This is a genomic window from Halohasta litorea (assembly GCF_024494645.1).
Taxonomy (GTDB): Archaea; Halobacteriota; Halobacteria; order Halobacteriales; family Haloferacaceae; genus Halohasta; species Halohasta litorea.
On sequence record NZ_JANHDJ010000004.1, the window covers coordinates 186,703 to 210,863 of the forward strand.

At 62.9% G+C, this 24,161-nt stretch carries 28 protein-coding genes; 16 read left to right on the forward strand and 12 right to left on the reverse strand.

Annotated features, from left to right (window positions below; translation table 11 throughout):
• The first annotated feature begins 49 nt into the window (after nt 1–49).
• The 14 genes from NO877_RS11305 to rbcL all read left to right on the forward strand — a co-directional run bounded on the left by NO877_RS11305 (nt 50) and on the right by rbcL (nt 12,363).
• Nucleotides 50–1,459 (forward strand): class II fumarate hydratase, encoded by a 1,410-nt coding sequence (locus tag NO877_RS11305; RefSeq protein WP_256396445.1) that lies wholly within the window; start codon nt 50–52, stop codon nt 1,457–1,459.
• Between the two features lie 300 nt (nt 1,460–1,759).
• Entirely contained in the window at nt 1,760–1,930 is a 171-nt protein-coding gene (locus NO877_RS11310) for an HVO_2901 family zinc finger protein (RefSeq protein ID WP_256396446.1), read from the forward strand.
• Nucleotides 1,931–2,002: 72 nt separating this feature from the next.
• Nucleotides 2,003–3,877, forward strand: coding sequence for a Glu-tRNA(Gln) amidotransferase subunit GatE (gatE, locus tag NO877_RS11315; RefSeq protein ID WP_256396447.1), 1,875 nt, complete (start codon nt 2,003–2,005; stop codon nt 3,875–3,877).
• Nucleotides 3,878–4,282: 405 nt separating this feature from the next.
• Nucleotides 4,283–6,031: an ice-binding family protein gene (locus tag NO877_RS11320; RefSeq protein ID WP_256396448.1), complete on the forward strand. Its 1,749-nt coding sequence runs from the start codon at nt 4,283–4,285 to the stop codon at nt 6,029–6,031.
• 102 nt (nt 6,032–6,133) lie between these two features.
• On the forward strand, nt 6,134–6,577 hold the full coding sequence (locus NO877_RS11325; protein WP_256396449.1) for a MaoC family dehydratase: 444 nt from the start codon (nt 6,134–6,136) through the stop codon (nt 6,575–6,577).
• 40 nt (nt 6,578–6,617) lie between these two features.
• Nucleotides 6,618–6,785 (forward strand): hypothetical protein, encoded by a 168-nt coding sequence (locus tag NO877_RS11330; protein ID WP_256396450.1) that lies wholly within the window; start codon nt 6,618–6,620, stop codon nt 6,783–6,785.
• Between the two features lie 236 nt (nt 6,786–7,021).
• Nucleotides 7,022–7,384 carry a 50S ribosomal protein L7Ae gene (gene rpl7ae, locus NO877_RS11335; protein WP_256396451.1) on the forward strand — a complete coding sequence of 121 codons (363 nt, stop codon included), beginning with the start codon at nt 7,022–7,024 and terminating at the stop codon, nt 7,382–7,384.
• A 6-nt stretch (nt 7,385–7,390) separates the two neighbouring features.
• Entirely contained in the window at nt 7,391–7,615 is a 225-nt protein-coding gene (locus tag NO877_RS11340; protein WP_253736706.1) for a 30S ribosomal protein S28e, read from the forward strand.
• Nucleotides 7,615–7,794, forward strand: a complete 180-nt coding sequence (locus NO877_RS11345) for a 50S ribosomal protein L24e (protein ID WP_256396452.1) — start codon at nt 7,615–7,617, stop codon at nt 7,792–7,794. Before NO877_RS11340 ends, NO877_RS11345 begins: the two co-directional genes overlap by 1 nt.
• Before the next feature lie 42 nt (nt 7,795–7,836).
• Nucleotides 7,837–8,301, forward strand: a complete 465-nt coding sequence (ndk, locus tag NO877_RS11350) for a nucleoside-diphosphate kinase (protein WP_256396453.1) — start codon at nt 7,837–7,839, stop codon at nt 8,299–8,301.
• Between the two features lie 141 nt (nt 8,302–8,442).
• Nucleotides 8,443–9,402 (forward strand): inorganic phosphate transporter, encoded by a 960-nt coding sequence (locus NO877_RS11355; protein WP_256396454.1) that lies wholly within the window; start codon nt 8,443–8,445, stop codon nt 9,400–9,402.
• Between the two features lie 55 nt (nt 9,403–9,457).
• The gene (locus NO877_RS11360; RefSeq protein WP_256396455.1) at nt 9,458–9,721 is read left to right on the forward strand and encodes a DUF7542 family protein; all 264 of its coding nucleotides are present in this window, start codon (nt 9,458–9,460) and stop codon (nt 9,719–9,721) included.
• 236 nt (nt 9,722–9,957) lie between these two features.
• On the forward strand, nt 9,958–11,058 hold the full coding sequence (locus tag NO877_RS11365) for an NADH:flavin oxidoreductase/NADH oxidase (protein ID WP_256396456.1): 1,101 nt from the start codon (nt 9,958–9,960) through the stop codon (nt 11,056–11,058).
• Between the two features lie 57 nt (nt 11,059–11,115).
• Nucleotides 11,116–12,363, forward strand: a complete 1,248-nt coding sequence (gene rbcL, locus NO877_RS11370) for a type III ribulose-bisphosphate carboxylase (RefSeq protein ID WP_256396457.1) — start codon at nt 11,116–11,118, stop codon at nt 12,361–12,363.
• 27 nt (nt 12,364–12,390) lie between these two features.
• On the opposite strand, the gene NO877_RS11375 is transcribed toward rbcL, so the two are convergent.
• Genes NO877_RS11375 through NO877_RS11385 form a run of 3 tightly spaced genes read right to left on the reverse strand, consistent with a single transcriptional unit; the run spans nt 12,391 to nt 14,677 of the window.
• Nucleotides 12,391–13,302 (reverse strand): ATP-dependent ribose-1-phosphate kinase, encoded by a 912-nt coding sequence (locus NO877_RS11375; protein ID WP_256396458.1) that lies wholly within the window; start codon nt 13,300–13,302, stop codon nt 12,391–12,393.
• Nucleotides 13,299–14,270: a ribose 1,5-bisphosphate isomerase gene (locus tag NO877_RS11380; RefSeq protein ID WP_256396459.1), complete on the reverse strand. Its 972-nt coding sequence runs from the start codon at nt 14,268–14,270 to the stop codon at nt 13,299–13,301. Before NO877_RS11380 ends, NO877_RS11375 begins: the two co-directional genes overlap by 4 nt.
• Nucleotides 14,271–14,323: 53 nt before the next feature.
• The gene (locus NO877_RS11385; protein WP_256396460.1) at nt 14,324–14,677 is read right to left on the reverse strand and encodes a hypothetical protein; all 354 of its coding nucleotides are present in this window, start codon (nt 14,675–14,677) and stop codon (nt 14,324–14,326) included.
• Nucleotides 14,678–14,924: 247 nt separating this feature from the next.
• Between NO877_RS11385 and NO877_RS11390 the strand changes: the two genes are divergently transcribed.
• The gene (locus NO877_RS11390) at nt 14,925–16,517 is read left to right on the forward strand and encodes a bacterio-opsin activator domain-containing protein (RefSeq protein WP_256396461.1); all 1,593 of its coding nucleotides are present in this window, start codon (nt 14,925–14,927) and stop codon (nt 16,515–16,517) included.
• A gap of 10 nt (nt 16,518–16,527) precedes the next feature.
• On the opposite strand, the gene NO877_RS11395 is transcribed toward NO877_RS11390, so the two are convergent.
• The 7 genes from NO877_RS11395 to NO877_RS11425 form a co-directional block, all read right to left on the reverse strand.
• Nucleotides 16,528–17,601, reverse strand: coding sequence for a methionine synthase (locus NO877_RS11395; protein ID WP_256396462.1), 1,074 nt, complete (start codon nt 17,599–17,601; stop codon nt 16,528–16,530).
• Nucleotides 17,598–18,608, reverse strand: coding sequence for a 5-methyltetrahydropteroyltriglutamate--homocysteine methyltransferase (locus tag NO877_RS11400; protein ID WP_256396463.1), 1,011 nt, complete (start codon nt 18,606–18,608; stop codon nt 17,598–17,600). Before NO877_RS11400 ends, NO877_RS11395 begins: the two co-directional genes overlap by 4 nt.
• 121 nt (nt 18,609–18,729) lie before the next feature.
• A complete protein-coding gene (locus tag NO877_RS11405; RefSeq protein WP_256396464.1) occupies nt 18,730–19,326 on the reverse strand; it encodes a hypothetical protein in 597 nt (198 codons plus the stop codon).
• 71 nt (nt 19,327–19,397) lie between these two features.
• Nucleotides 19,398–19,997: a HemK2/MTQ2 family protein methyltransferase gene (locus tag NO877_RS11410; protein WP_256396465.1), complete on the reverse strand. Its 600-nt coding sequence runs from the start codon at nt 19,995–19,997 to the stop codon at nt 19,398–19,400.
• Nucleotides 19,990–21,147: a mechanosensitive ion channel family protein gene (locus tag NO877_RS11415; RefSeq protein WP_256396466.1), complete on the reverse strand. Its 1,158-nt coding sequence runs from the start codon at nt 21,145–21,147 to the stop codon at nt 19,990–19,992. The genes NO877_RS11410 and NO877_RS11415 overlap by 8 nt, the downstream gene beginning before the upstream one ends.
• Nucleotides 21,137–22,021 carry a 16S ribosomal RNA methyltransferase A gene (locus NO877_RS11420; RefSeq protein ID WP_256396467.1) on the reverse strand — a complete coding sequence of 295 codons (885 nt, stop codon included), beginning with the start codon at nt 22,019–22,021 and terminating at the stop codon, nt 21,137–21,139. Before NO877_RS11420 ends, NO877_RS11415 begins: the two co-directional genes overlap by 11 nt.
• 43 nt (nt 22,022–22,064) lie before the next feature.
• Nucleotides 22,065–22,652 carry a DUF655 domain-containing protein gene (locus NO877_RS11425; RefSeq protein ID WP_256396468.1) on the reverse strand — a complete coding sequence of 196 codons (588 nt, stop codon included), beginning with the start codon at nt 22,650–22,652 and terminating at the stop codon, nt 22,065–22,067.
• A 168-nt stretch (nt 22,653–22,820) separates the two neighbouring features.
• Between NO877_RS11425 and NO877_RS11430 the strand changes: the two genes are divergently transcribed.
• Complete coding sequence (locus NO877_RS11430) at nt 22,821–23,375, forward strand: pentapeptide repeat-containing protein (protein WP_256396470.1); 555 nt, start codon at nt 22,821–22,823, stop codon at nt 23,373–23,375.
• Between the two features lie 83 nt (nt 23,376–23,458).
• On the opposite strand, the gene NO877_RS11435 is transcribed toward NO877_RS11430, so the two are convergent.
• Together NO877_RS11435 and NO877_RS11440 are read right to left on the reverse strand one after the other, a co-directional pair.
• Complete coding sequence (locus tag NO877_RS11435; protein WP_256396471.1) at nt 23,459–23,815, reverse strand: RNA polymerase Rpb4 family protein; 357 nt, start codon at nt 23,813–23,815, stop codon at nt 23,459–23,461.
• Nucleotides 23,812–24,105 (reverse strand): 50S ribosomal protein L21e, encoded by a 294-nt coding sequence (locus NO877_RS11440; protein ID WP_256396472.1) that lies wholly within the window; start codon nt 24,103–24,105, stop codon nt 23,812–23,814. Before NO877_RS11440 ends, NO877_RS11435 begins: the two co-directional genes overlap by 4 nt.
• Nucleotides 24,106–24,161 lie beyond the last annotated feature (56 nt).

A 24,161-nucleotide genomic window follows, 5' to 3' on the forward strand; every position in this document is an offset into this window, starting at 1 on the left:
TCTGAGGAGATCAGTAGCTTTTACCCCGGAATCCCGCGTTGTGCCGCGTATGTCCGATGAGTTCAGAACCGAAGCCGACAGTCTCGGAGAGATGCAGGTGCCCGCGGACGCCTACTGGGGAGCCCAAACCCAGCGTGCCGTCGAGAACTTCCCCATCTCGGGGATCTCCTTCGGGCGTCGCTTCGTCCGCGCGCTCGGAATCGTCAAGAAGGCCGCCGCGCAGGCCAATCGTGATCTCGGCCTGCTTGAGGAGGAGATCGCCGACGCGATCGTCGAGGCGGCCGACGAGGTCATCGCGGGCGACCTCGACGATCAGTTCCCGGTCGACGTCTTCCAGACCGGTTCGGGCACCTCCTCGAACATGAACGCCAACGAGGTGATCGCCAACCGCGCCGCCGAAATCCTCGGTCATGAAATCGGCGACCGCGCGGTCCACCCTAACGACCACGTCAACTACGGCCAATCGAGCAACGACGTGATCCCGACCGCGATGCACGTCTCGGCGCTCGAAGCCGTCGCCAAGGACGTGATCCCGGCGCTCGAAACGCTCGAATCGTCGCTGGCCGACAAAGAGGAAGAATTCGACGGCGTCGTCAAGACGGGTCGGACGCACCTCCAGGACGCCACGCCGGTTCGACTCGGCCAGGAGTTCGGCGGTTACCGCGCCCAGATCGAGAAGGGGATCGAACGCGCCGAGGGTGTCACCGACCACCTCGCCGAACTCGCCCTCGGTGGGACCGCCGTCGGCACCGGGCTCAACACCCACCCCGAATTCCCCGAGCGCGCCGCCGAGTATATGTCAGAGGAGACCGGCCTCGAGTTCCGCGAGGCCGACAACCACTTCGAGGCACAGGCCGCCCACGATGCGATGAGCGAGGCCCACGGCGCGCTGCGAACCGTCGCTGGCTCCCTCAATAAGATCGCCAACGATCTCCGGCTGCTCGCGTCGGGCCCGCGCAACGGCCTCGGCGAGATCGAACAGCCCGAAAACCAGCCTGGCTCCTCAATTATGCCCGGCAAGATCAATCCGGTCGTCGCCGAGTCGGTCAATCAGCTGCATAAACAGGTCGTCGGCAATGACGCCGCCGTCGCCGCGGGCGCAAGCGAGGGCCAGATCGACCTGAACCTCTACAAGCCAGTGTTAGCGCACAACCTCCTGGAGTCGGCGGAACTCATTGCGAATGGATCGGAAATCTTCGCCGATCGGTTCGTCGACAAACTCGAAGCTAACGAGGAGTACTGCGCCGAGCAGGTCGAACAGTCGATGGCGCTGGCGACCGCGCTCAACCCCGCGATCGGCTACGATAAGGCCTCGAAAGTCGCCAAAAAGGCGCTCGCCGAGGGGAAGACGGTCCGCGAGGTCGCTATTGATGAGGGATACCTGACACCCGAGGAGGCCGACGAGGTGCTCGACCCTGAGGCGATGACCCACCGCGGGATTCTCGGCACCAAGGAGTAGGTCAGCCGACCCGTTCGAACTGACCGTCCGTTTTGCCAGTCCGCTCGCAGTGACCGGTCGACACGATCTATCGGCCAAGTGTGGTCGGTCGACACTGAACAATCGTGAGAGACAGAGGGCGGCTACGTTCGTATACAGCCGATTTTGAGAGAGATGCCTATCAGTGGTAATAAAAATACCGTGAGTCAATAACTCAATACCGACCGTTCAAACCGCAAGACGGGGCCGGATTATATCCGCTTACTGGCCGTTAGCCCCGAAAACGATATTTTGAAGCCCGTACCTGTAGAATCTCGAAGTATGCCTCAGCTTCAGACACGGGGACGCGACTTGCTACTGTGCCGAAAATGTGGATCGACGTTCCCGGAGGGGCAGGCCACCCGCGACGGCTGGCACTACGAGTGCCCCGGTGAGGACTGCGACGCAGAGGGGCTCGGCGACGGGCTCCGCCGCGTCCGATCCCAGAACTAACACCCCGTCTTTCTCGTTTTATCGCGCCAGCATCTCCATCCTTTTTAGGCCCCCGTGTCTCACGTTCGATCAATGAGTCACTCCGAGTACGACTACGAGTCACTCGGTCTCGTCGCCGGTCTCGAAATTCACCAACAGCTCGACACCGAAACCAAGCTGTTCTGTGAGTCGCCGACCGATATCCGCGAGCCCGAGGAATCCGAGCGGACGATTACTCGCTTCTTGCACCCCACCAAAAGCGAGCTGGGCGAACTCGACGACGCCGCCCTCGAAGAGAGCCGCGTCGACCGCGAGTTCGAGTATCTCGCCTACGACACCACCTGTCTGGTCGAGGAGGACGACGAGCCACCCACAGAAGTCGACGGCGAAGCCCTCGCGGTCGCCATGCAGATCGCCTCGCTGTTGGATATGAGTATCGTCGACCAACTGCACGTCATGCGTAAGCTGGTGATCGACGGCTCCAACACATCGGGATTCCAGCGCACCATGCTGCTGGGCCAGGAGGGCGAAATCCAGACCAGCGAGGGGCCGGTCTCGGTCGTTGACCTCCTACTCGAAGAGGAATCGGCCCAGCGCGTTGAAGAGCGCGAGGATGGCGTGCTTTACAGCCTCGATCGCCTCGGCATTCCGCTCGTGGAAATCGGAACTGGCCCCGACATCCGGAGCCCACAGCAGGCAAAGGAGGCCGCCAAACGGATCGGGATGCTCCTGCGCTCGACGGGCAAAGTAAAGCGTGGCCTCGGGACGATCCGCCAGGACGTGAATGTCTCCATCCAGGAGGGCGCACGCGTCGAGATCAAGGGCGTCCAGGCGCTCGATCAGATCGACGAGATCGTCGAACTGGAGGTCCAGCGCCAGTCCGAGTTGGTCGACATCGCCGCTGAACTCGACGACCGCGAGGCGAGCGTCGGCGACACGCAGGACGTAACGGGTGTCTTCGAGGACACCGACTCCGGCGTGATCGGCGGCGCACTCGGCTCCGGTGGCAAAGTCACGGCTGTCCCACTCTTTGGGTTCGACGGACTGGTCGGTCGGGAGATCCAGCCGGACCGTCGGCTCGGCACTGAGTTCTCGGATCACGCCAAACGCCACGGCGCGGGCGGCATCTTCCACACCGACGAACTGCCAGCCTACGGCGTCACGGAGGCGGAAGTCGACGCGCTGCGGGAGGCCGTCGACGCTGACCCCGACGACGCCGTCGCCATCGTTGCGGCCGACGCCGAAACCGCAGAGCTCGCCATCGAGGCCGTCGCCGAACGCGCGGAGACGGCCATCGAGGGCGTGCCGGAGGAGACCCGCGATGCGACCGAGGAGGGAACCACGCGCTATCTCCGCCCGCTGCCCGGCGCGGCGCGGATGTACCCCGAGACCGACGTGCCGCCGGTCGAACCCGATCCCAGCGAGATCCAGGAGCCCGAACTCCTCACCGAGAAGGTCGACCGCTATCAGGACGAATTCGGCCTCGACGCCGGGCTGGCCGAGCAGGTCGCCTACGGCCGCCGGATGCCACTGTTCGAGGAAGCTGTAGAGCAGGGCGTCGACGCTACCTTCGCCGCGTCCGTGCTCGAAAGCACGGTCACCGAACTCCGCCGGGACGGAGTGGCAGTCGAAAACCTCGCGGATGCGCACTTCCTCGCCGTCTTCGAGTTGGTCTCGGAGGACGAACTCGCAAAGGAGGGCGTCGAGGACGTGTTGACGGTGCTTGCCGACCAACCCGACCTCAGCGCCGAGGAAGCGGTCGAAGAGGCCGGGCTTGGCGGCGTCGACGACGAGGAGGTCCGAGAGGTCATCGTCGGTGTCGTCGAGCGCAACGGCGACCAGGTCGCCGAGGAGGGGATGGCCGCCTTCTCGGGGTTGATGGGCGAATGTATGGGCGAACTCCGCGGGAAGGCCGACGGCGAGACGATCAGCAGTATTCTCCGCGAGGAGATCGGCAAGCGGAGCTAACTGGCCAGTCGCTCGGAGATATCGACTGTCGTCTCTCGGATGATTTTGCTGTGAATACCCGAGTAGGGATGGCCTACCTATTTTTGACGTATCTTACAGTAGTATGGTAACCATCTGAATAACCACACGCTGTGAGTTTTGGTTGCTTTGTGTTTGTTTTGGACGGCACACAGACGGTTATGCAGGACAATCGGAATCCGCTCGTCGACACCCGCTCCAGATGTGGCTCTCGGCTCCTCCGATGGCCCTCCCGACATTCCACGGACATCGACACCCTCGGAAATATGCTGTTAATCAGTTCGTATCCCACACATAATATACAATCAAAATAGTCAAGCAAATCAATCTGTATTCTCACAAGGATAAGATCTGACTTACAATATCCCTGTTCGGTGAGCCTCGGATATGGAGTACACTCCTACCAGACGAACAGTCCTCACATCGAGTGGGCTGCTCACAGCCGGTCTCGCTGGCTGTGTGGGTGCGGCTCAAGAAAACGGCGATCAAGAAGGACCGGAACCGGTCGACCTCGGGACGGCCTGTGAGTTTTCGATCCTGGCAAAATCCGGAATCTCGACCGTTCCCGACTCCGATATCGCCGGGGACATCGGCGTGAGCCCGATCGCGTCGACTGCGATAACCGGATTCGATCTGACGTTGGATGCGACGGGCGTCTTCGCGACGTCGACGCAGGTGGGCGGACGGGTGTACGCGGCCAACTATACGGAGCCGACCCCGTCCAGATTGACCACGGCCGTGAGCGATTTCGAAGCCGCATACACCGATGCGTTCGGCCGCGACTCCGACTTTACGAACGTGGGAGGTGGAAGTCTCAGCGGAGATACACTGACTCCAGGAGTGTACAGTTGGGATACCGACCTTTCGATCGACGACGATATCACCATCGACGGTGGGCCGGACGACACCTTTATTTTCCAGGTTACGGGGGACCTCACCGTGGCGAGCGGGGTAACGGTCGATCTGGAAGGGGACGTGCAGGCTGAAAACATCGTCTGGGTGGTCGCTGGCGGTGCGGGTGTCGAGATCGGAACGGACGCCGAGTTCGCGGGGATCGTGTTGACCCAAACGGGAATCAACGTACTCACCGACGCAACGGTCGACGGCTGTTTGTACGCCCAAACCGACGTCAACCTGCAGATGGCGACCGTTACTGGCTGCGACTGCGATCTCGTCGACCTACAGGTGAGTTCGGAGTGTGTCGATGGGGACGGTGAGATCACGGTAACGAACCCTAACGACAGCTCGGTGATGGTCACGATCACCGGTCCTGACGGATTCGAGGAGACGATAGAGGTTCCCGCAGAGGGTTCGGAAACGCTGGAGAGTCTCGCGGATGGAACGTACTCTCTTGAGACCGACGACAGCGAGATCAGCCTCGATATCACGACTCTCGACATCAGTTGTGATCCGGACATCCCTGACGTCATAACGACGCCAGCGACGGACGTCGACGAATCGTCGGCCACGCTCAACGGTGAGTTGACCGACCTCGGCGAGTTCGACGAGGTCGACGTCTTCTTCGAGTGGCGCGAAGTCGGCACCGAGGAGTGGAACACTACCGACACCCAGACGCTCGACGAAACCGGCGAGTTCGACGCCGAGATCGAGGGTCTCGAACCCGACACTACGTACGAATTCCGGGCGGTCGGAGTGGCAGACGGCGAGCGGGTCGAAGGAGCCATCCTCCTCGTCATCATTGGCGACGGCATGGACGATGATGATGATGACGAGGACATGGATGACGAAGATGACGACGATATGGACGATGACGAGGACATGGATGACGAAGATGATGACGACGATGACGATGATGACGACGACGATGACGATGATGACGACGACGATGACGATGATGACGACGACGATGACGAGGACAAAAAGAAGCCGGATGTCGAGGACGACGTCGACCTCAAGCTCGTCTCGAAAAAGAAAGGCGACAAGTACAAATTCAAGATATACAACGACACCGAACACGATATAAAGTTCTCGTGGGGCCTAGACGACAGTAAGCACGGCGGGAAAGTCACCGTCGACGGCGAGTCCAGCGACACCTTCCACGTCCAGGGCGACGAGGAGGGGACCGTCTACCTCTACCACGACGGCGATCAAGTCGACTCCGTCGACATCGACTAGCGACGTTCCGGGAGTCGACACCGGGCTATCGCTGTTGGAGACTCCCTTCTGGCTGCTGTCGCAGTGGTCAAGGTTCTTACCGACTGTACCGAAACCCCATCTATGACGCTCTATTTCGAAGACCTCGCGGTCGACGACGAGTGGACCAGCGACGAGTACGCGGTCACCGAAGCTGAAATCCGCGAGTTCGCCGACCAGTATGACCCTCAGTGGTTCCACACCGATCCCGACCGCGCGGCCGAAAAGTCGCCCTATGGCGGGCTAATCGCCAGCGGCTGGCACACCGCCGCGATGTCGATGCGCCTGCTCGTCGACTGTTTTTTAACTGAGGCGGCGACGATGGGTGCGAAGGGCGTCGACGAACTCAGATGGCGCGAGCCGGTCCAGCCAGGCGACCGGCTCTCGGTTCGGGCCACCGTTTTAGAACGCGAGGTCGACAGCGACCAGCGCGGCACGGTCCGGCTCCACGTCGAAACCACGAACGCTGCTGACGAGGTGGTGTTTTCGATGGTTGGTATCGTAATGTTCGCTCGCCGCGACACATAGTCCCCAACGGTTTTACTGGCAGAGATACAACATAAAATCGATGGGCAATGAAGACCGTGCGGTCGACGTGGGGCTGATCGTCTATTTTCTCGCACCACTCGTGGGGGTCTTCATCGGGCCGCTCGCAGCTATCGCTTTCGTGGTCGGCTACTGGCTGGCTCGCTCGACTGGCGAGGCCGGGACGACGGTTGCGTCGACGAACCGGTGACTAGTGTGGACGATCACTTGCAGTATGTATCCGTCTCATGTCAGTAGGTAGTCGACAACTGAAACCCCCACAAGAGACTTTGGTGAGGGCTCACACGCCCGGGGTGGTTTGAAAGCGCTTTTATGGGGGTGAGTCAAACGAAGGGGTACAGCCTATCGGGGTTGATGATACTCCTCGCCGTCAGGGACCTACCGTTCGGCGAGGACGTGCGAGCCCACAGATAGGAGAGGTAAAATATGCCAGTTTACGTAGATTACGACACCCCAGCCGACCTCGCAGAGCGCGCGCTTGACGCTCTCGAAGTCGCCCGAGACACAGGTAGTGTAAAGAAAGGAACCAACGAGACCACCAAGGCCGTCGAGCGCGGGAACGCCCAGCTCGTCTACGTCGCCGAGGACGTCTCGCCCGAAGAGATCGTGATGCACCTCCCCGAGATCGCCGAGGAGAAGGGCATTCCGGTCGTCTTCGTCGAGACCCAGGACGACGTCGGCCACGCAGCCGGACTCGAAGTCGGCAGCGCCGCCGCCGCGATCGTCAGCGCTGGCGACGCATCGGACGACGTCGAAGACATCGGCTCGAAGGTCGAGGAACTTCAGTAACTCACCATGAGCGCAGAGGAGAACGCCACCGACTCGACGGCCGCAGAGGTCATCGAGGTCGTCGGCAAGACCGGGATGCACGGCGAGGCCATGCAGGTCAAGTGCCGCATCCAAGAAGGCTCGAACCAGGGCCGTATCATTACCCGCAACGTTCTGGGGCCGATCCGCGAGGGGGACATCCTCCAGCTGCGAGAGACCCAGCGTGATGCGGACTCCATCGGAGGCCAATAATGGTAGAAACACGAACGTGCGACTACTCAGGCGACGAGATCGAGCCCGGTACGGGCACGATGTTCGTCAAGAAAGACGGTACCGTCCTCCACTTCAAGGACTCGAAGGCAGAGAAGAACTATCTGCTCGGCCGCGAGGCCCGAGACCTCGAGTGGACCGAAGCAGGCCGCGAGAACTAACCCGGCCACCAGCGGTAACTATCTTCCCACCACCCACTAGTTATGAGTAACGACGAACGGACCTTCGTAATGGTCAAACCAGACGGTGTCCAGCGCGGCCTGATCGGCGAAATCATCTCCCGGTTCGAACACCGGGGGCTGAAGCTCGTCGGAGCCAAGGCCATCCAGCTCGACCGAGAGTTGGCCGAACAGCATTATGCCGAACACGAGGACAAGCCGTTTTTCGATGATCTCGTCGAGTTCATCACCTCCGCGCCCGTCTTCGCGATGGTCTGGGAGGGCAAAGACGCCACCCACCAGGTCCGCCGCATGGTCGGCGAAACCGATCCCGCCGAATCCCCGCCGGGAACGATCCGTGGGGATTACGGCCTCGATCTCGGTCGGAACCTGATCCACGCCTCGGACCACGAAGACCCCGGCTCGAACGAACGCGAGATCGAGCTGTTCTTCGATGAGGACGAACTGCTCGACTACGAGCAGGTCACCGCCGAATGGCAGTACGAGTAACCTCGGCGTAGCCGACTCCCTTACTGTGGTTTTTTAATACTACCAGTTGGCCGTCGACTGTGTTCTGCCCGATTGTTACACAAACTTCCTCACTGAGTTCAATGCGTTTTAGTCGGAGATAGCCAACCGTTAGCCACGACCATGCCATCGCTCGTCTTGCTGGCTGTGGCACTGCTGATCTCGTTCGGTGTCGCGGCGGTGACCGGTGCGAGTAGCGTCTCGGTGTCGATGGCTCCGGCGATCGGCTCGAACTCGATTACCGTTCTTCGGGGGGCGCTGCTGGTCGGTCTCGTCGGGTTCGTCGGCGCGGTCGCCCAGGGTGCGACAGTCACTCGGGGGGTTGGGTCGGAGATCATCACGGGATCGGTCAGTTTCGAGATGGGGACGATCGCATTGCTCATCATCGGGCTCTACGTCGGCATGGGGATCTACTTCGAACACTCGATTCCGGTGGCCTTCTCGACGTTCGGCGCGGTCGCCGGTGTGGGGCTTGCGGCGGGCTCCGAGCCGAACCTCGACTACTGGTCGCTGACGTTCGCCTCCTGGATCGGATCGGGGATCGCCGCGGTCGGCCTCGCCTACGGGCTGGCTCGGCTCATCGAGTACGTTCCCGAATCCGACCGGACCGACCACCTGATCGACCGGGGCGTACTGTTTTCGGGCATCGTCTTTTCGTTTATCGGCGGTGGGAGCCAGGTCGGACTGGCGGTGGGTCCACTCGTCGGGACGGTCACGGAGTTCGGGTTCGGGATTCTCCCGTTGATCGCCTTCGGTGGGTTGGGGATCATGGTCGGCGCGTGGACCAAGAGCCCGATCATGCTGCAGGCGGTCGCCCGGCAGTACGCCAGTCTCGGCCAGCGGACCTCACTGGCGGTGCTGTTGACGGCGATTCCGATGGTCCAACTGATCGCCAACGTCCTCGGCGTGCCGATCTCCTACAACCACATCATCATCAACAGCATCGCTGGCTGTGGGTTCGCCCACGGAAGCGGCGGTGTCGACCGCCGGAAGTATTTCGGAACACTTTCGAGCTGGGTCATTACGCTCATCGGGTCGACGCTGACTGCCTACGCGCTGTTTTCTGTGATCCAGCTCGTCTGATTCGAGCCACGTCGTAACCGGGAGCGTTTTTTCGACGATGACCCAACAATCCCCTATGGGTGCCGACCACGTCGTGATCGAGTGTCTGGACTGCGAGTTTCGGGAGTCGTTCCCGAACCTCGGTCGGGCACGCCTCGCGCTTGACGACCACGAATCGTCGACCGGTCACGACATCGACTGGCAGATCGACCGCGTCGACGTCGGTGTCGCACAGGCCGGAGCCGATGCTGGCGTCTGTGGCGTCGACGGCTGTGAGAATCCGGACTCGCCGCTGCTCGACTGGCAGTCGGACGAGGCCGACGAGCAGAACGACGAGTAACAACGCGACATCGCTGTCGCTCACTGGTATAGAAGTGAGAACGCCATCAGCTACGGTCGGGCTCAGTGTGCGGTTTGACGCGCATGGTTATCGAAACCCGACCGGCGGCATGACGTTCGCAACTGAACATCGGGTCGGTGGCGGCATATAGGTGTTGATCGACCTGTCTGTCGGTAGCGGGACACGATCCTTCCGGGATCCGTGCATACTTGCCTCCGGGTCGACTTCGTCCGGTGATGAGCGTCGATCTTTTCACGCCGCTGTCGCTCCGGGAGACGACTGTGCCGAACCGGGTGATGGTCTCGCCGATGTGCCAGTACTCCTGTGAAGGCCGTGACGGACGGGCCACCGACTGGCACGCCCAGCACCTCATGAGTCGGGCCGTCGGCGGGGCGGGCCTCGTGATGACCGAGGCGACCGCCGTCGACCCACAGGGCCGCATCTCGCCCGAAGACCTCGGGATCTGGGCCGACGACCACGTCGAGCCACTCGCTGATATTACTGCATTTATAAAAGACCAGGGCAGCGTGCCGGGGATTCAGCTGGCTCATGCAGGCCGCAAAGCCTCGACCAGTCGGCCGTGGGAAGGCCACGACCCACTCCAACCCGCCGACGGTGGGTGGGACGTTCTCGGGCCGACCGACGAGCCGTATCCCTACGGCGACCAGGAGGCACCGGAGACGAGCCGAATGGACGATGAAGACCTAGAGGCAGTCACCGAGGCGTTCGTCGCGGCCGCCGAGCGAGCCGACAAAGCAGGCTTCGAGGTCGCCGAGGTCCATGCGGCCCACGGTTACCTGCTCCATGAGTTCCTCTCGCCGGTGACCAACACCCGCGACGACGAATACGGCGGTGATTTCAAGGGTCGGATTCGGTTCCCCCTGGAGGTCATCAGGGCCGTCCGCGAGGTGTGGCCCGAGGAGAAACCGCTCTTCGTCCGGATTTCGGCGACCGACTGGCTCGCCGACCGCGACTCCTGGACCGTCGAGCAGTCGATTCAGTTTGCCGACCGCGCCGCCGAGGCGGGCGTCGACTTCGTCGACGTGAGTGCGGGCGGGATTCATCCCGACCAGGAGCTCCCCTCAACCGGGCCGGGGTATCAGGTGCCCTACGCCCAGCGACTCAAAACCGAAACGGCCTCGGAGATCGCGGTCGGTGCTGTCGGCGGCATCACGGCTCCCGAGCAGGCCGACGCACTGATCCGAAACGAGCGGGCGGATATGGCGATTCTCGGCCGCGAACACCTCCGTGACCCCTACTTCACGCTCCACGCCGCCCAACAGCTGGGCCGTGAGGACGCGGTGTCGGTACCGCCACAGTACGAACGGGCGTTCTGAGCGGGGCGGCGGCAGCCGGTCGCAAACTTATCCGTCTCGGGTGTGAATAGCAATGACATGGCCGGAATTACCTACGAGGACTTCCTGGATACCAGCTACGAGCCCGCCGACTCGGAGCTCGTCTGTACGTTCAGCGTCGATCCCGCCGCGGACATGGATATGGCCGCCGCGGCGAGCCGCGTGGCCTCCGAGAGCTCCAACGGGACGTGGGCGGAACTCCAGGTCGACGGCGAGATCACCGATCTGAGCGCAACGGCCTTCGAGATCGACGGGAGACGCGTGCAAGTCGCCTACCCCGACAGCCTCTTTGAGGCGGGCAATATGGCTCAGATCCTCTCGTGTATCGCGGGCAATATCATGGGGATGAAGGCCGTCGATCGGATTCGACTCCTAGACTGCGAGTGGCCCGAGGCGCTGACGGCCTCGTTTCCCGGCCCACGGTTCGGCTCGGCGGTCCGGGAGTCGATCTTCGGGGCGGGCGACCGTCCCATCACCGCGACGGTGCCGAAACCCAAGGTGGGCCTTTCGACCGACCAACACGTCCAGGTCGGCTACGAGGCCTGGACCGGCGGTATCGACCTCCTGAAAGACGACGAGAACCTCACCGACCAACCCTTCAATCCCTTCAGAGATCGGCTGATCGAGAGCTTCGGGGCCCGCGACCGCGCCGAAGCCGAGACCGGCGAAAAGAAATCCTACCTGATCAACGTCACTGCAGATACGAACACGATGTTGGAGCGCGTCGACATGGTCGCCGAGGAGGGCGGCGAGTACGTGATGGTCGACGTGATCACCTGCGGCTGGGCGGCCGTCCAGACGGTGCGGGATCAGTGCGAAAAGCACGATCTGGCGATCCATGCCCACCGGGCGATGCACGCGGCGTTCGATCGGGTACCGAACCACGGCGTCTCGATGCGCGTGCTGGCGCAGGTCGCCCGGCTCTGTGGCGTCGACCAGCTCCACACTGGGACGGCCGACCTCGGCAAGCTCGAAAACGAGGACTCTCGCGGGATCAACGACTGGCTCGCCAGCGATCTCCACGGCCTGCGGGACGTGCTACCGGTCGCGTCTGGGGGATTGCATCCAGGACTCGTCCCCGAACTGGTCGACCGGCTCGGCACCAATATCTGCATTCAGGCCGGTGGCGGCATCCATGGCCACCCCGACGGGACCCACGCCGGGGCGAAGGCCCTGCGGCAGGCCGTCGACGCGACCGTTGCTGGGGTTGATCTCGACGAATACGCGGCGGAACACCCCGAACTCGAAACGGCCATCGGGAAATGGGGAACAGAGACTCCCCGATGACGTGTAATTATATTTGATTAAATATAATTATATTTCAGCGAGTCCCTCGACGGCCGCCCACGAGAGTTTAGTCCGGGCGGTCACCTTCTGGGCGGCCAGCGCGCCACAGGCGTTGCCAGCCGCCAGCGCGTCAGCGTACCGTTCGGCCTCGGCAGTCGCCCCCGATTCGTCGACCCAATCGCCATCGGCGAGCGTCGCCAGAAACCCGGCCGCAAAGGCGTCGCCAGCACCCGTGAGGTCGACCGGGTCGACGACAAACCCTTCGTGAGTCGTCTCGCCGTCGGGCGTGTAGACGGTCGCGCCGTCGCCGCCGTGTTTGACCACGACGGTCATCTCAGTGGGCTGGGTCGGCGACAGCACGCCGCTGTCGGCGACGAGATCGGCCTCCCGCTGATTTAGAAAGAGGAGGTCAGTCGACGCCAGCGCCTCGCTGTACCCCCGGTCGGCCACCTGGCGTCCTGGATCGAAACTCACCGAGAGCCCCAGATCGCTCGCCAGCCGCGCCAAAAGCGAGGCCATCTCCGGCGATTGGCTCGTCAGGTGGAGGTGGTCGACGCCGCGGAACAGTTCGGCCGAGATATCCTCGCTGCAGAACGCCTCGTTGGCTCCCGCGTTGGAGAACACCATTACCTCGCCGGTGGCATCGACGACGAGATATTTCACCGAGGTCGTCCCCTCGGCGTCGATGAAGACGTGCCCGCAGTCGACGCCTACGCGGTCGAGTTCACGGAGGGCCAAGGCTCCCGTATCGTCGCCACCGACGCTGCCGTACAGCGATGCCGACTGGTCGAGCCCGACGAGTCCGGCGGCGACGTTGGCGGCCGAGCCGCCGCCCGACTGGATCAGCCGCTCGATTCGGACTTCGCCGTCGGGGTCAGGGAGGCTATCGACGTGCATCGTCACGTCCCAGTTGATGTGGCCCGCACAGAGGACGCTCATTCGGTTTCCCCCGTGGGCTCCTCCCAGGGCTCGCCGACGCTCTCGCCGAACAGTTCTCTCATTAGCGTCACGATGCTTTCGGGCGGGAACTGCCCGCGTTCGGTGATGATCGCATCCACGTAGCGCGGCGGTGTCACGTCGAAGGCGGGGTTTTCGACGGCGATGTCGCCGATCTCCGCCCGGGTTTCGCTGTCGACCACCTCGCTTTCGTCCCGCATCTCGATTTCGACCGTGTGGCCGGTCAGCGTGTCGGGGTGGAGTTTGATCGTCTGGGCGGCGGCCATGATCGGCGTCCCGCGATCGCGGGCGTTGACCGCCAGCCCACTGGTTCCGATCTTGTTGATCAGGCTGCCGTCGGCGGCGATGCTGTCGGCACCGACCAGCACGTGATCGACCGCACCGAGATACCGGCGGGCCGCGCTGTCGACGATCAGCGTCACGTCGACGCCCAGATCGCGGAGTTCGCGGGCGGTGATGTGGCCCTGATTTCGCGGGCGGGTTTCCTTGACGACCGCCGAAATCCCTTTGCCCTGCTCGACGGCAGCCTCGATACAGGCCAGCGCATCCGTCGAGTGGCAGTGGGTCATCACCCGATCCCCGTCGCGGAGACGGTTGGCCCCGACCGCGCCGAGATCCGCCTGTGCCCGGTCGAGCCGGTCGACGAACTCGTCGGCCGCCCGGATAACCGAGGCCCGAAGCCCACCGACGGTTTCGCCGTCCATCCGCTGGAGCACATACCGGAGCGCGTTGGGGAGGCTGACCGCCGTTGGCCGCGTGGCCTGTAGCCGCCGCCCAGCCGCCCGGAGCGTCGACTCGAAGCCCGCGGGTGTGGCGGCGGTCGACTCGACGGCTTGGGCCCGGAGTGCGCTGGCGGCGGCTGCGGCGATCGGCGCCGCGCCCCGAACCTCCATCGAGGCGATCTCCGTGGCGGTCGCCTCGACTGTCGGATGGAGCTGTGGATCTGCCATCGTCCTCCCGGGTAGGACGCCGGGATACAAGAGCCTGCGGGAACTTTCGGGAGTTACTCGCCGTAGTTAATCAGGAGTTCCCGGTCTGCATCGTACTCCAGGACGCTCTCGCGAGCCAGTCGTGGGAGCAGTCGCTCGGTCAGTACCGTCCGACAGATCGACCGATCGATTGCTTCGGGTTCGCGCTCGACGAGTACGTCGACGAGGTGGTCGACCGGGACGACGCCGTAGTCGGCGGTGAGAAACATTTCGACGATCCAGCGACGCCACTCGCGGCGTTGGTCGGCGGTCAGTCGCGGCGACCCGTTGTCGGTCCCATCACAGTCCGCATCGCCGTTCGGTGGGTCGTCGTGTGGGTCTTTTCCCGGCTCGGCGTCGGCCCGGTGTGCCCCATGGCGGAAGGTCATGGTTCGTGTTTCGTCCGAGCAGATCCAACGGAATAACGGTTCGGCTCCCTCCGAGTATACTGTCAGTATCGGACAGTAGCTGGCCGGAACAGGTCGTGTTTGTGGAATAAAAACAGATACCAGCCACGACAGGGAGCATCAGCGTCGAACGGTCCGGCCGGTAACTGTATCTGTCTCTCGGTAAGTCGACACTAAGCGACACTATCCCGTATGATGGGCTTATTCGGCTCAAAGACCACTTCTCTGTATGGATAGCCGTCTGCAGCTCTTGGGCAAATCTCTGGACGCGCTCCCCGTGAACGTGTCGCTGCTGGACGAAGAGGGGAGGATCCTCCAGACCAACGACGCGTGGCGCGAGTTCGGAACGCGCAACGACATTCGCATGGCGGCCGATACGATCGGCATCAACTATCTCGACGTCTGCGAGCGGTCGAGGACCGACACGGCCCGACGGGCCCGGCGTGGGCTCTCGGAGCTCCTTGCGGGTACCCGCGAGGAGTTTCAGCTGGAGTATCCCTGTCATTCGCCGGTCGAACAGCGCTGGTTTCTGTTGGTCGCAGTACCGGTCACCGTCGACGGTCGGCGACACGCCGTCGTCGCCCACATCAACGTCACCGAGTACAAACTGGCCGCCCGCCAACGCGAGCGGCAGGTGGCGCATCTCGAAGCCCTCAGGGATCTCAGTGCGGCGATTCGGGAGGTCACCCACGTCATCATCGACCAGTCCTCGCGGTCGGAGATCGAACGAACGGTCTGTTCGGCGCTCGTCGAGACCACGGGCTACAACTGTGTGTGGATGGGTACTGTCGATGGTAGAAGCGGCGCGATAACGGTTCATACCAGCGCAGGCGACTGCGGGGATACTATCAACGGCGAGTTCGAGGGAATGCTCGGCGAAACAATCGTCCGGCAGGCGATCTGGACCCACCAAGTCCAGGCGACGACCGACACCCACGAGGACCCGGCGTTCGACTGGCGAAACGACGCCGATCAGGCCTACAGCGAGCAGGCCCTCGCAGCCGTCCCGATTATCCACGGCGGAGCGTTGTATGGGATCTGCTGTGTGTACTCCGACCGGTCGACAGCCTTCGGCTCCGACGAGCGGGCGATCCTCGCCCAACTCGGGACGGTCGTCGGCCACGCGATCGCCGCCAGCGAGCGGACACGGGCGCTAATGAGCGATGAGCTGATCGAAGTCGATCTGTTGATTCCGGCGTTGTTCGGGCAATTGCCCTCGGCTACCGACTGGCGGATCGAAATCACCCAGACAGTCGCCACCGACGGCAACTACGTGATGTACGGGACGACCTCGGCCGCAGAGATCGACACCATTACTGCCGTCTTCGAACCACTCGACGACGCCGACCTCACGGTCATCAGTGGCACGGACGAGAGTCGACGCATCGCCATCCGACTCGCTCGACAGTGTGTGATCCCCCTTCTCGCAACCCACGGCTGGTCGACCGAGACGGCGATCCTCGAAAACGGCGACTGTTCTCTGACGGTCCATCTCCCGTCGAGCGACACGGTCCGTGAGTTGATCGAGGTCGTCCGCGAACACCATCCCGACGTGGAGCTACGTGCCCGTCGACAGATCCACGTCGATCCAGGAACCGACGCCGAGCGCGCGGCATCGGCGCTGGGCGACCTCACCGACCGACAGCGGACGGTCCTCCAGACTGCCCACGCGGCGGGCTACTTCGAGTGGCCACGGGATGCCTCCGGCGAGGAGGTCGCCGAGACGCTGGGAATCGCCTCGCCGACGTTTCACCAGCATCTCCGCGTCGGCCAGGGAAAACTAATGAACGCGATCTTCGAGGAGCTCCCGGTGACCGCCTAAAAAAGAAGGGTTAGTCGGCCAGCGGCACCGGTTCGTCGAGATCGATCTCGCCAGCATCGAGTTCGGCTTCGATCTCGCGGGTCGCTTTCACGAGGTTCTCCATCTTGCCGTAGGCGACCTCCCGCGGCAGCAGTTTGACGCCACAGTCGGGGCTGATCGTGAGTTTCTCCGGCGGCACGACCTTGAGGCCCTGCAAAATGTTTTCCTTGATTTCTTCGACGCTCTCGACTTCGGCGGTGTGGACGTCGACGACGCCGAGGGCGAGATCCGGCACGAACTCAGGGTCGGTGAAGACGTCGATCTGCTCGTAGCCGCCGTTACAGAGTTCCAGATCAACCTCGTCGACCGGGTAGTCGTTGAGTTCGGGGTAAATACGGGAGTAGTCGCCGTAACAGACGTGGAGGCCGATGCGGACGTCTTCGGGAATCCCGCTGACGATCCGTTCGAGTGCCTCGCCGACGATGGCGTGGTCGTCCGGTGTGGTTGCGAGGGCTGGCTCGTCGATCTGGATGTATTTGGCTCCGGCTTCGACGAGTCGCTCGACCTCGATGTTCACGAGATCCGCGAGGTCATAGACGAGTTCCTCTTCGGTCTCGTAGGCCTCGTTGAACGCCCAGTTGCCGAGGGTGTAGGGACCCGTAATCGGGACTTTCACCGGCTTGCTGGCGACGTTGTCAGTGAATTCGAACTCGTCAACGAGCCACGGCTCGTCGTAGCTGACCTCGGCGGAGACCGAGGGTTTGTCGAAGTAGTTGTGGCCCCAGACCTTGACTGGACCGTTGAACTCGTAGCCGTCGATGCGGTCGGCGAAGAACTCGACCATTTCATTTCTCCTGACTTCGCCGTCGACCACGGTATCCAACCCACAGCGCTCGTGTTCGTGGGTGATGACGCGGGCGGCGTCGTCGTGAGCTTCCTTGAGGTCCTCCTCGTCGAACTTTGAATCCTCGTCGCCGACGAGTTCGTCGGCACGGTTGAGCCACTTGGGCTTGGGGTAGGAGCCGACGACGGTCGTCAGCAGGAAGTGGTCGTTGGGGTGGTCCTCGGGTCGGAACTGTTCGCGGTTGTCGGCAGGTCGGCTCATGCTGTTACCTCCTCTTCGTCAATGTTGGCTGCCGCAGCGATCGCGGCGAGCTTCTCGCGGTGTTTGTTCACGGGTAGATAGAACGGCTCGGTGTTGGTCGACAGGTAGAGTCGGTCGAACTCCTGGACCGGGATCTGGTCTTCGAACCACTCGACGCGCTCTTCGAGCGTCTCGGCCGACTCCACGAGGGTATTCTGTCCATCCGCAATGCCGAGTGCGGCGGCGTCCTTCGTACCGAACTCGGTGATGTTCGACAGCGTATCCTGGCGGTCGCCCGCGACGAGATCGAAGCCGAGTGCCTCGACATCGGCGTCCATCAGGTGGGCGTAGGTCTTCTCGTCGAGCGCGCCGAAGTAGGTATGGACGACCACGTCGGCGTCAGTCTTGCTTGCGACGGTGTCGACGGCCTCGGCCAGCTGCTCCTGGAGGTCCTCGTTCGGTGCGTTCTCCACGAGGGAGGGCTCCAGCAGGAACAGCGTTTCGTGGTCCGGGAACGCCTCGACTTCGTCGCCGAGGAACTCCGAGACCGCCTCGAAAAAGTCTCCCTCGTCGCCGTAGTAGTCGTCGGTCGCCAGATCCATCAACGAGTAGGGGCCCGGGAGCGTCGCCTGGAGGGCGTCGTCGCCGAGCAGCTCGGTCGCAGCCGTGAGTTCGTTGGCCACGTCACCCGAGAAGGTGAGGTCACCTTCGACGACGGGGTCGCGGTAGAAGTTGTTGTTGTCGTAGTAGCGGACGATTCCCTTCGCACTGACGTTCTCGTGGGTCGTCAACGGGTGGGCCAGCATATCGTCCCACCGGAGTTGCCCCTCGACGATCCGGTCGAGCCCGGTCGACTGCTGTTGGTCGATCACTTCGCCGCGGTACTCCTCGTAGGCCGCCGCGATCTCCCCGCCCTCGGTGCCGGAGATCAGATCGCCCTTCTGGTGGCCTTTTAGGTCCGAAAGCTGTTGTTTCGCCGCATCGGGAAGCGGGAACAGCCCCGGTGTCGTCGCAACTCGTTCGGTCATATACACCCGTCTTTGGGATGAGGTCGCTTAATATTTACTAAGACAGATTATGTCTTACAGTAATTCAGCGAGAGTAGCGAGGCCGTTCGGCCATCGTCGACCAAACGTCGCCGTCGACCGATCAGTTCTCGACGTGCTCGCCGATATCGGTGAACTCCTCGATGGCGAACGCCCCCATCACACCGTCGAAATCGTCGGCTCCGAAGACGACGACGATGTGTTCGGCGGCCGGATCGGCGACGTCGACGCTCCGCTCGGCGGTGGTTTCGCCCTCAATCGCGCTGTCGTCGTCCAGTGTGGCCGAGACGGTATACTCGCCAGCCCCGGTGAGCACGTCCGCGTAGGTTGCCCCCGACTCCTCGTCGACAGTGCCTTCGCTCTCGTTTGCTTCGCCGCCGTCTTCGCTCCCGTTTGCTTCGCCCTCGTCGTCGGTCTCGGGTTGGATCTCGAAGGACTCGTCGAGCACCGTCTCCGCTGCGGGATCAGTCACCGAAATCGTGCCGGTGAGCTGCCGGTCGGTCTGGTTGAACAGATTCACGTCCTCCAGGACGAGCCCGGCGATGTAGTTGGCGACCTGCGCACAGCCAGCCGTCCCGACGACGGCCACGGATGCGCCCGCCGCCAGCAGGCGGCGTCGGCTGAGTCGATCACCGAGTCGGTCGGTACTGGGTGCTGTGTTCGACGACGATTCCTCACGAGCGGCTGCCTGTCGGTCCATATGTACGACGTATCGACAGGACCCAAAATCCACGTGGCACAGTTTCCGAGTCTGAAAGTCGGAGCGGACGCTCAGACCGGCTGCAGCCGCAGGATCGACAACACCTCGAATGGGTAGGACTCCTGGACGACCTCGTCGACCGAAAACCCGGCGTCCTCCGCGAGCTCAACAACGATATCGTACCCCGTGAGACTGCTCACCAGCAGGTAGACCTCCCCGCCGGGAGCCAACACGCGGCCTACATCTTTTAAAAAGGGGACGATGAGCCGCCGACCGTCCTCGCCGCCCGACAGCGCGTGTTCCATCCAGTCGTCCCACTCGTTGTCCGGGTCGGTCGGCAGGTAGGGCGGATTGAACAGGACGGCATCGAAGGCGTCGGCGGCGAAGGGGGCAAGCAGATCGGCCCGTACAGCCTCGACACCCCGATTGCGGGCCTGTCGGCAGGCGTGTGGGTTCAGATCGCTCCCGATCACTCGGGCACTTGTTTCGGTGGCAACCTGCTCGGCGACCCACCCCGAGCCGGTGCCGACCTCCAGGACGACTTCGGGCTCCGACAGCGAGTCGACGGCGGCCTCCGCCAGCAGCCCCGAATCCTCCGCCGGTTGGTAGACCTCGGGGTCGAGCCCCCGCCGCTCGGCCAACTGCGAGCGGGAGTCCTGCGAATCAGTCATCGTCCTCTCCCTCGCTCGATTGGGGCTGCTTTTTGACCGATGTGCCGTCCTGACTGGGTCTCTCGGTTACTGACTGCTCGCCGTCAGCCAGCCGGAACCCGCCGGTTTCGGCGCGTCCCGAGAGTTCCCGCTGTGGGAACGGGATCTTGATATCTTCGGCCGCAAACGCCTCCCTGATCGCGGCGATCATTCGGGTACGGGCCTGCCACCGTCGGCGGGCGCTCGGGTTTTCGATCCAGCCCCGGACACCCAAGACAATCGATGACTCGCCGAACTCCTTGCCGACGACCTGTGGAGCCGGGACGTCCAGGATGCGGTCGACCTCGCTGACTGCGTCGGTGGCGATCTCGCCCGCCCGCTCGGGGTCGGTCTCGTAGTCGACGCCGACATCGACCTCGATGCGGAGCCGCCCCCGACGGGTTCGGTTTCGTACCGGGTTGCTGGTGACCGTATCGTTCGGCACCATCACGTACTCGCCGTCGAACGACTGGATGCGCGTGTTGACGATCGTGATCTCGGTGACGGTGCCCTCGTCTTCGCCGATGACGACCCAATCGCCGACTTCGAACGGTTTCGAGAACATGATGACGAAGCCCGCAAGCACCGCTCCCAGCGTCTGGCGGGCGGCCATCCCGACGACCACACCGAGGAAGCCAGCGCCGACCAGCAGGCTGCCGATGTTGTCGGTGAACAGCCCGATGACGACCAACAGCGCGAAGGCGTAAATGGTGATCTGGGTGGTCCGATGGAGGATCTCCCGTTCGTGTTCGCTGATGGCGTTTTGCTCTCTGGCGAGATCCTTGATCAGGTGGCCGACGAAATCCGACAGCGCGTAGGCCCCCCCGAGGATCACCACCGACAGCACGATGTTGGCGATCTGTCGGCCGAGGTCGACGCCGTCGTAGGCGCTGTACAGCGTCCCGGTGAGCCCCCAGACCGCCACCAGCGACGAGAGGCCACCCGCGATGCAGACTGCCAGCACCGCCGAGATCACCAGTGCGATCCGCGGGGTGACCTCCCGGTCCCGTCGCCAGCGATCGACGAGCTGTTTGAGACCGATCAGCCCGCCGAGCACCGCGACGGTGACAAGCAGTCGCTGGGTGTTGTCGACCAGCCACAGACCCACCCCGCTGGCGATCTCAGTCACCATTGGCGGTCGAGTCACCACCGTCGATCCCGTACTCCGCGGCGACCGCCGCGAGGGCGGCGAACTCCGCGGGCGCGACGTTGCCCGCCCGCCGACCCAGCAGCTCCTCGTCGGCGGCCTCGACGACCGCCGCCGGATCGTCGAGCCCCGAGATGTGGGCAGTGTTCCGAATCCCGTTTCGGATCGTCTTCCGCCGCTGGGTGAAGATCGCTTTCACGAAATCCAGGAAGAACGTCTCGTCGTCGACCTCGTAGTCGGGAGCCCGCGGTGTCAGTCGCACGATTGCACTCTGGACGGCGGGCTGGGGATCGAACGCCGTATTCGGGACGTACTCGACGACCTCGACATCGGCGTAGTGTTGGGCGCTCACCGAGAGCCGACCGTACTCGTCGCTCCCGCTTTCGGCGGCCATCCGGTCAGCGAACTCCTTTTGGAACATCAGTACAAGGGGTTTGCCGAGCGGCAACAGTCGAAACGCGATCTCACTGGAGGCGCTGTAGGGGAGGTTCGAAACGCAGGCCGAGAACTCGGGGAGGTCGACCTCCAAGGCGTCGCCCTCGATCACGGTGAGTCGATCCGCCTCGCGGGCCGCCGCGAACTCCTCGCGGAGGTGGTCGGCAAAGGTCGGATCACGCTCGATGACGGTGACGCGGTCGGCGACCGCCAGCAGCCGGTCGGTCAGGATGCCCGGCCCGCCGCCGATTTCGAGGACGTGGCTGGTGTCGCTCTCTGCGGGGAGAAACGTGGGAATCCGATCGACGACGCGGTCGTCGACGAGGAAGTGCTGGTCGAAATCCGGGTTGCCGCGTTCGCCAGCCCGCCGAATGAGTGCGGCGGGATCACGGCTCCCAACGTCTGTGCGGTCGGAGACAGTCATTACATGGGGTTCCGACTCTGTCGGCCTAAACGTCTCGTTTCGGCTACTCCGGCCGGACGAAGATTTTGTATTTGAGGTCGTCGTCCCGCAGTTCCTCCTGGATTCGCTCGATGAGGACCTCCTTGGGGCGATGCAATCCCCCGACGCGCTCGGAGAGCTCCTCGAAACTCTCGAAGGGGCCGCGCTTCCGGGTATCGATGATCTTGTTGCGGAGCTTCTTGCCGATCCCCGGCAGGAGATTCAGCTGGTGGAGCCGGAGGGTGATCGGCTGGGCATCGTTGTAGAAGTCAACAAAGCGCTGTTCGTCGGCGTCGATGATCGCCTCGATGGCGTACTCCAGTTCCGACTCCGCCGAGCTGGTGAGTTCGTCGTAGTCGATCTCGCGGACGGTGTCGATCTGTTCGTCGTCCGGCGGCTCGACCGCCACGCGGTCGACGATGTTGATGTCGGCCTCGTCGGTCAAAGTGAGCTCCAGGAGGTCGAAGGAGTCCTCGGTCAGAGCGTAGGCGACCGCGTCCTTCTGGTACTGGGGTCGGTTGTCGTCCGACCGACCGTGGGGGAGATAGTCGAGAACAACGGCGTGGGTGGTCGACTCAGCGTTGTCACCGCTGCCGTTTTCGGGAGTGGACATACCGAACTGTAGGGTAACAAGCCACTTAAAAAATCGCCTCGAAGCGACGCCGCCAGCCGACTGCCGGATCGTCGGCAGTGTTCGGCGGGACGGTGCCAAATACGGACAGTATACGACTAGTTTATCACCAGAAACGACCGATATACTGCGATTGCGAGTGTTTCACAAATGACCACACCATCTCCCCACCAACCGGCCCGGAACATCTCCAGACGCCACGTACTCGGTGCAGTCGGATCGCTCTGTACGGCTGGCTCGGTCGCGTTGGCGGGCTGTCTCGACGGCGATCTGGCCGGAACGGCGACCAACGGCTACCGTTCGTGTGAGTCGTTCAATCTCGTTCCTGGAGAGGATCTCAACAACGAAGACCTCTCGAACTGTGATCTCTCCGAGATGGAGATACAGGCTGTGCGGTTCCGGTTTGCCGACCTCTCGGGGGCGAACTTCGAAGGGTCGCGGCTGTATATGATGGATGTCACCGGCGCGACGCTCGACGGCGCCAACTTCCGCCGGGCGGATCTGGGCGCGACGAACTTCCTGAAAGCATCGGCACGAAACGTCGACTTCCGGGAGGCGGATCTCACTCGGGCGGATTTCCAGGGGTCCGATCTCACGGGGTCGGACCTCACCGATGCGACGGTGACTGGAACTCAGTTTGTGGGGGCGACCATGCCCGACGGATCGAGATACGCACACGGCGACGAGATCGTTCGAACGCCGTAGCTCGGTCCGTATGTATCGGCCGAGAGAAACACAACAGCAGGTAAAACCCTTCGCAGATCGGCAACCGACCGTTTCCAGGAGTCTCAGGCGTACTGCGCGACGAGGTTGAGGATCTCGTCGAGCTCCTCGCCGTCGAGCGCAAAGCGCTCTTTGGCGTAGATCGACCGCAGCTCGGTGCGGTCTTCCGGGAGGGTGTCGACGATCTTGTGGGCGGTTTTCTCGTTGACCTTGTCGAGTTCGATCAGTTTCTCGACGAGTTCGCGGGCCTCCTCGGGGTCCAATACCGCATAGCGGTTGACGTGTTCGATCGCGCGGGCGAGCTCGTAGCGCAGCTCGCGGTCCTCGTCGACGGCGCGTTCGGCTTCGACCTCGCCGAGGAGCGGTTTGACCTCCGAGATGGTGATATACTCCTCGTCGACTTTTTCCTTGAAGATAGTCATTCGGTCTGTTCTTTGAGGTGAGCGGCGCGGGCGATGACTGTCTTCTCCTTGCCACCGTCGTTGATGCTCACCGTAAACGCGCTGCCCTGTTTCCCGGTGACCTCACCGGTCAGGCCGTTGAAGCGCGGGTGGAACCGCCCCTCTCGCACGCTCGGGTCGAGTTTGAGGTGGACCTTCTGGCCCGCCTCGAACTCCTGGATCGCGCGCTGCGGCGGCGAAGTGCCGCGGTCGCGTGGGTCGTTCGAAAGCTTTCCTCGCGTCCCCTTCATGGGCCCATTGGAACTCGGCATAGTCGTAGCTTCCCGTTGTCCCGGTCCAGTTATAAAACGTGCGTTCCGCGCCTGCC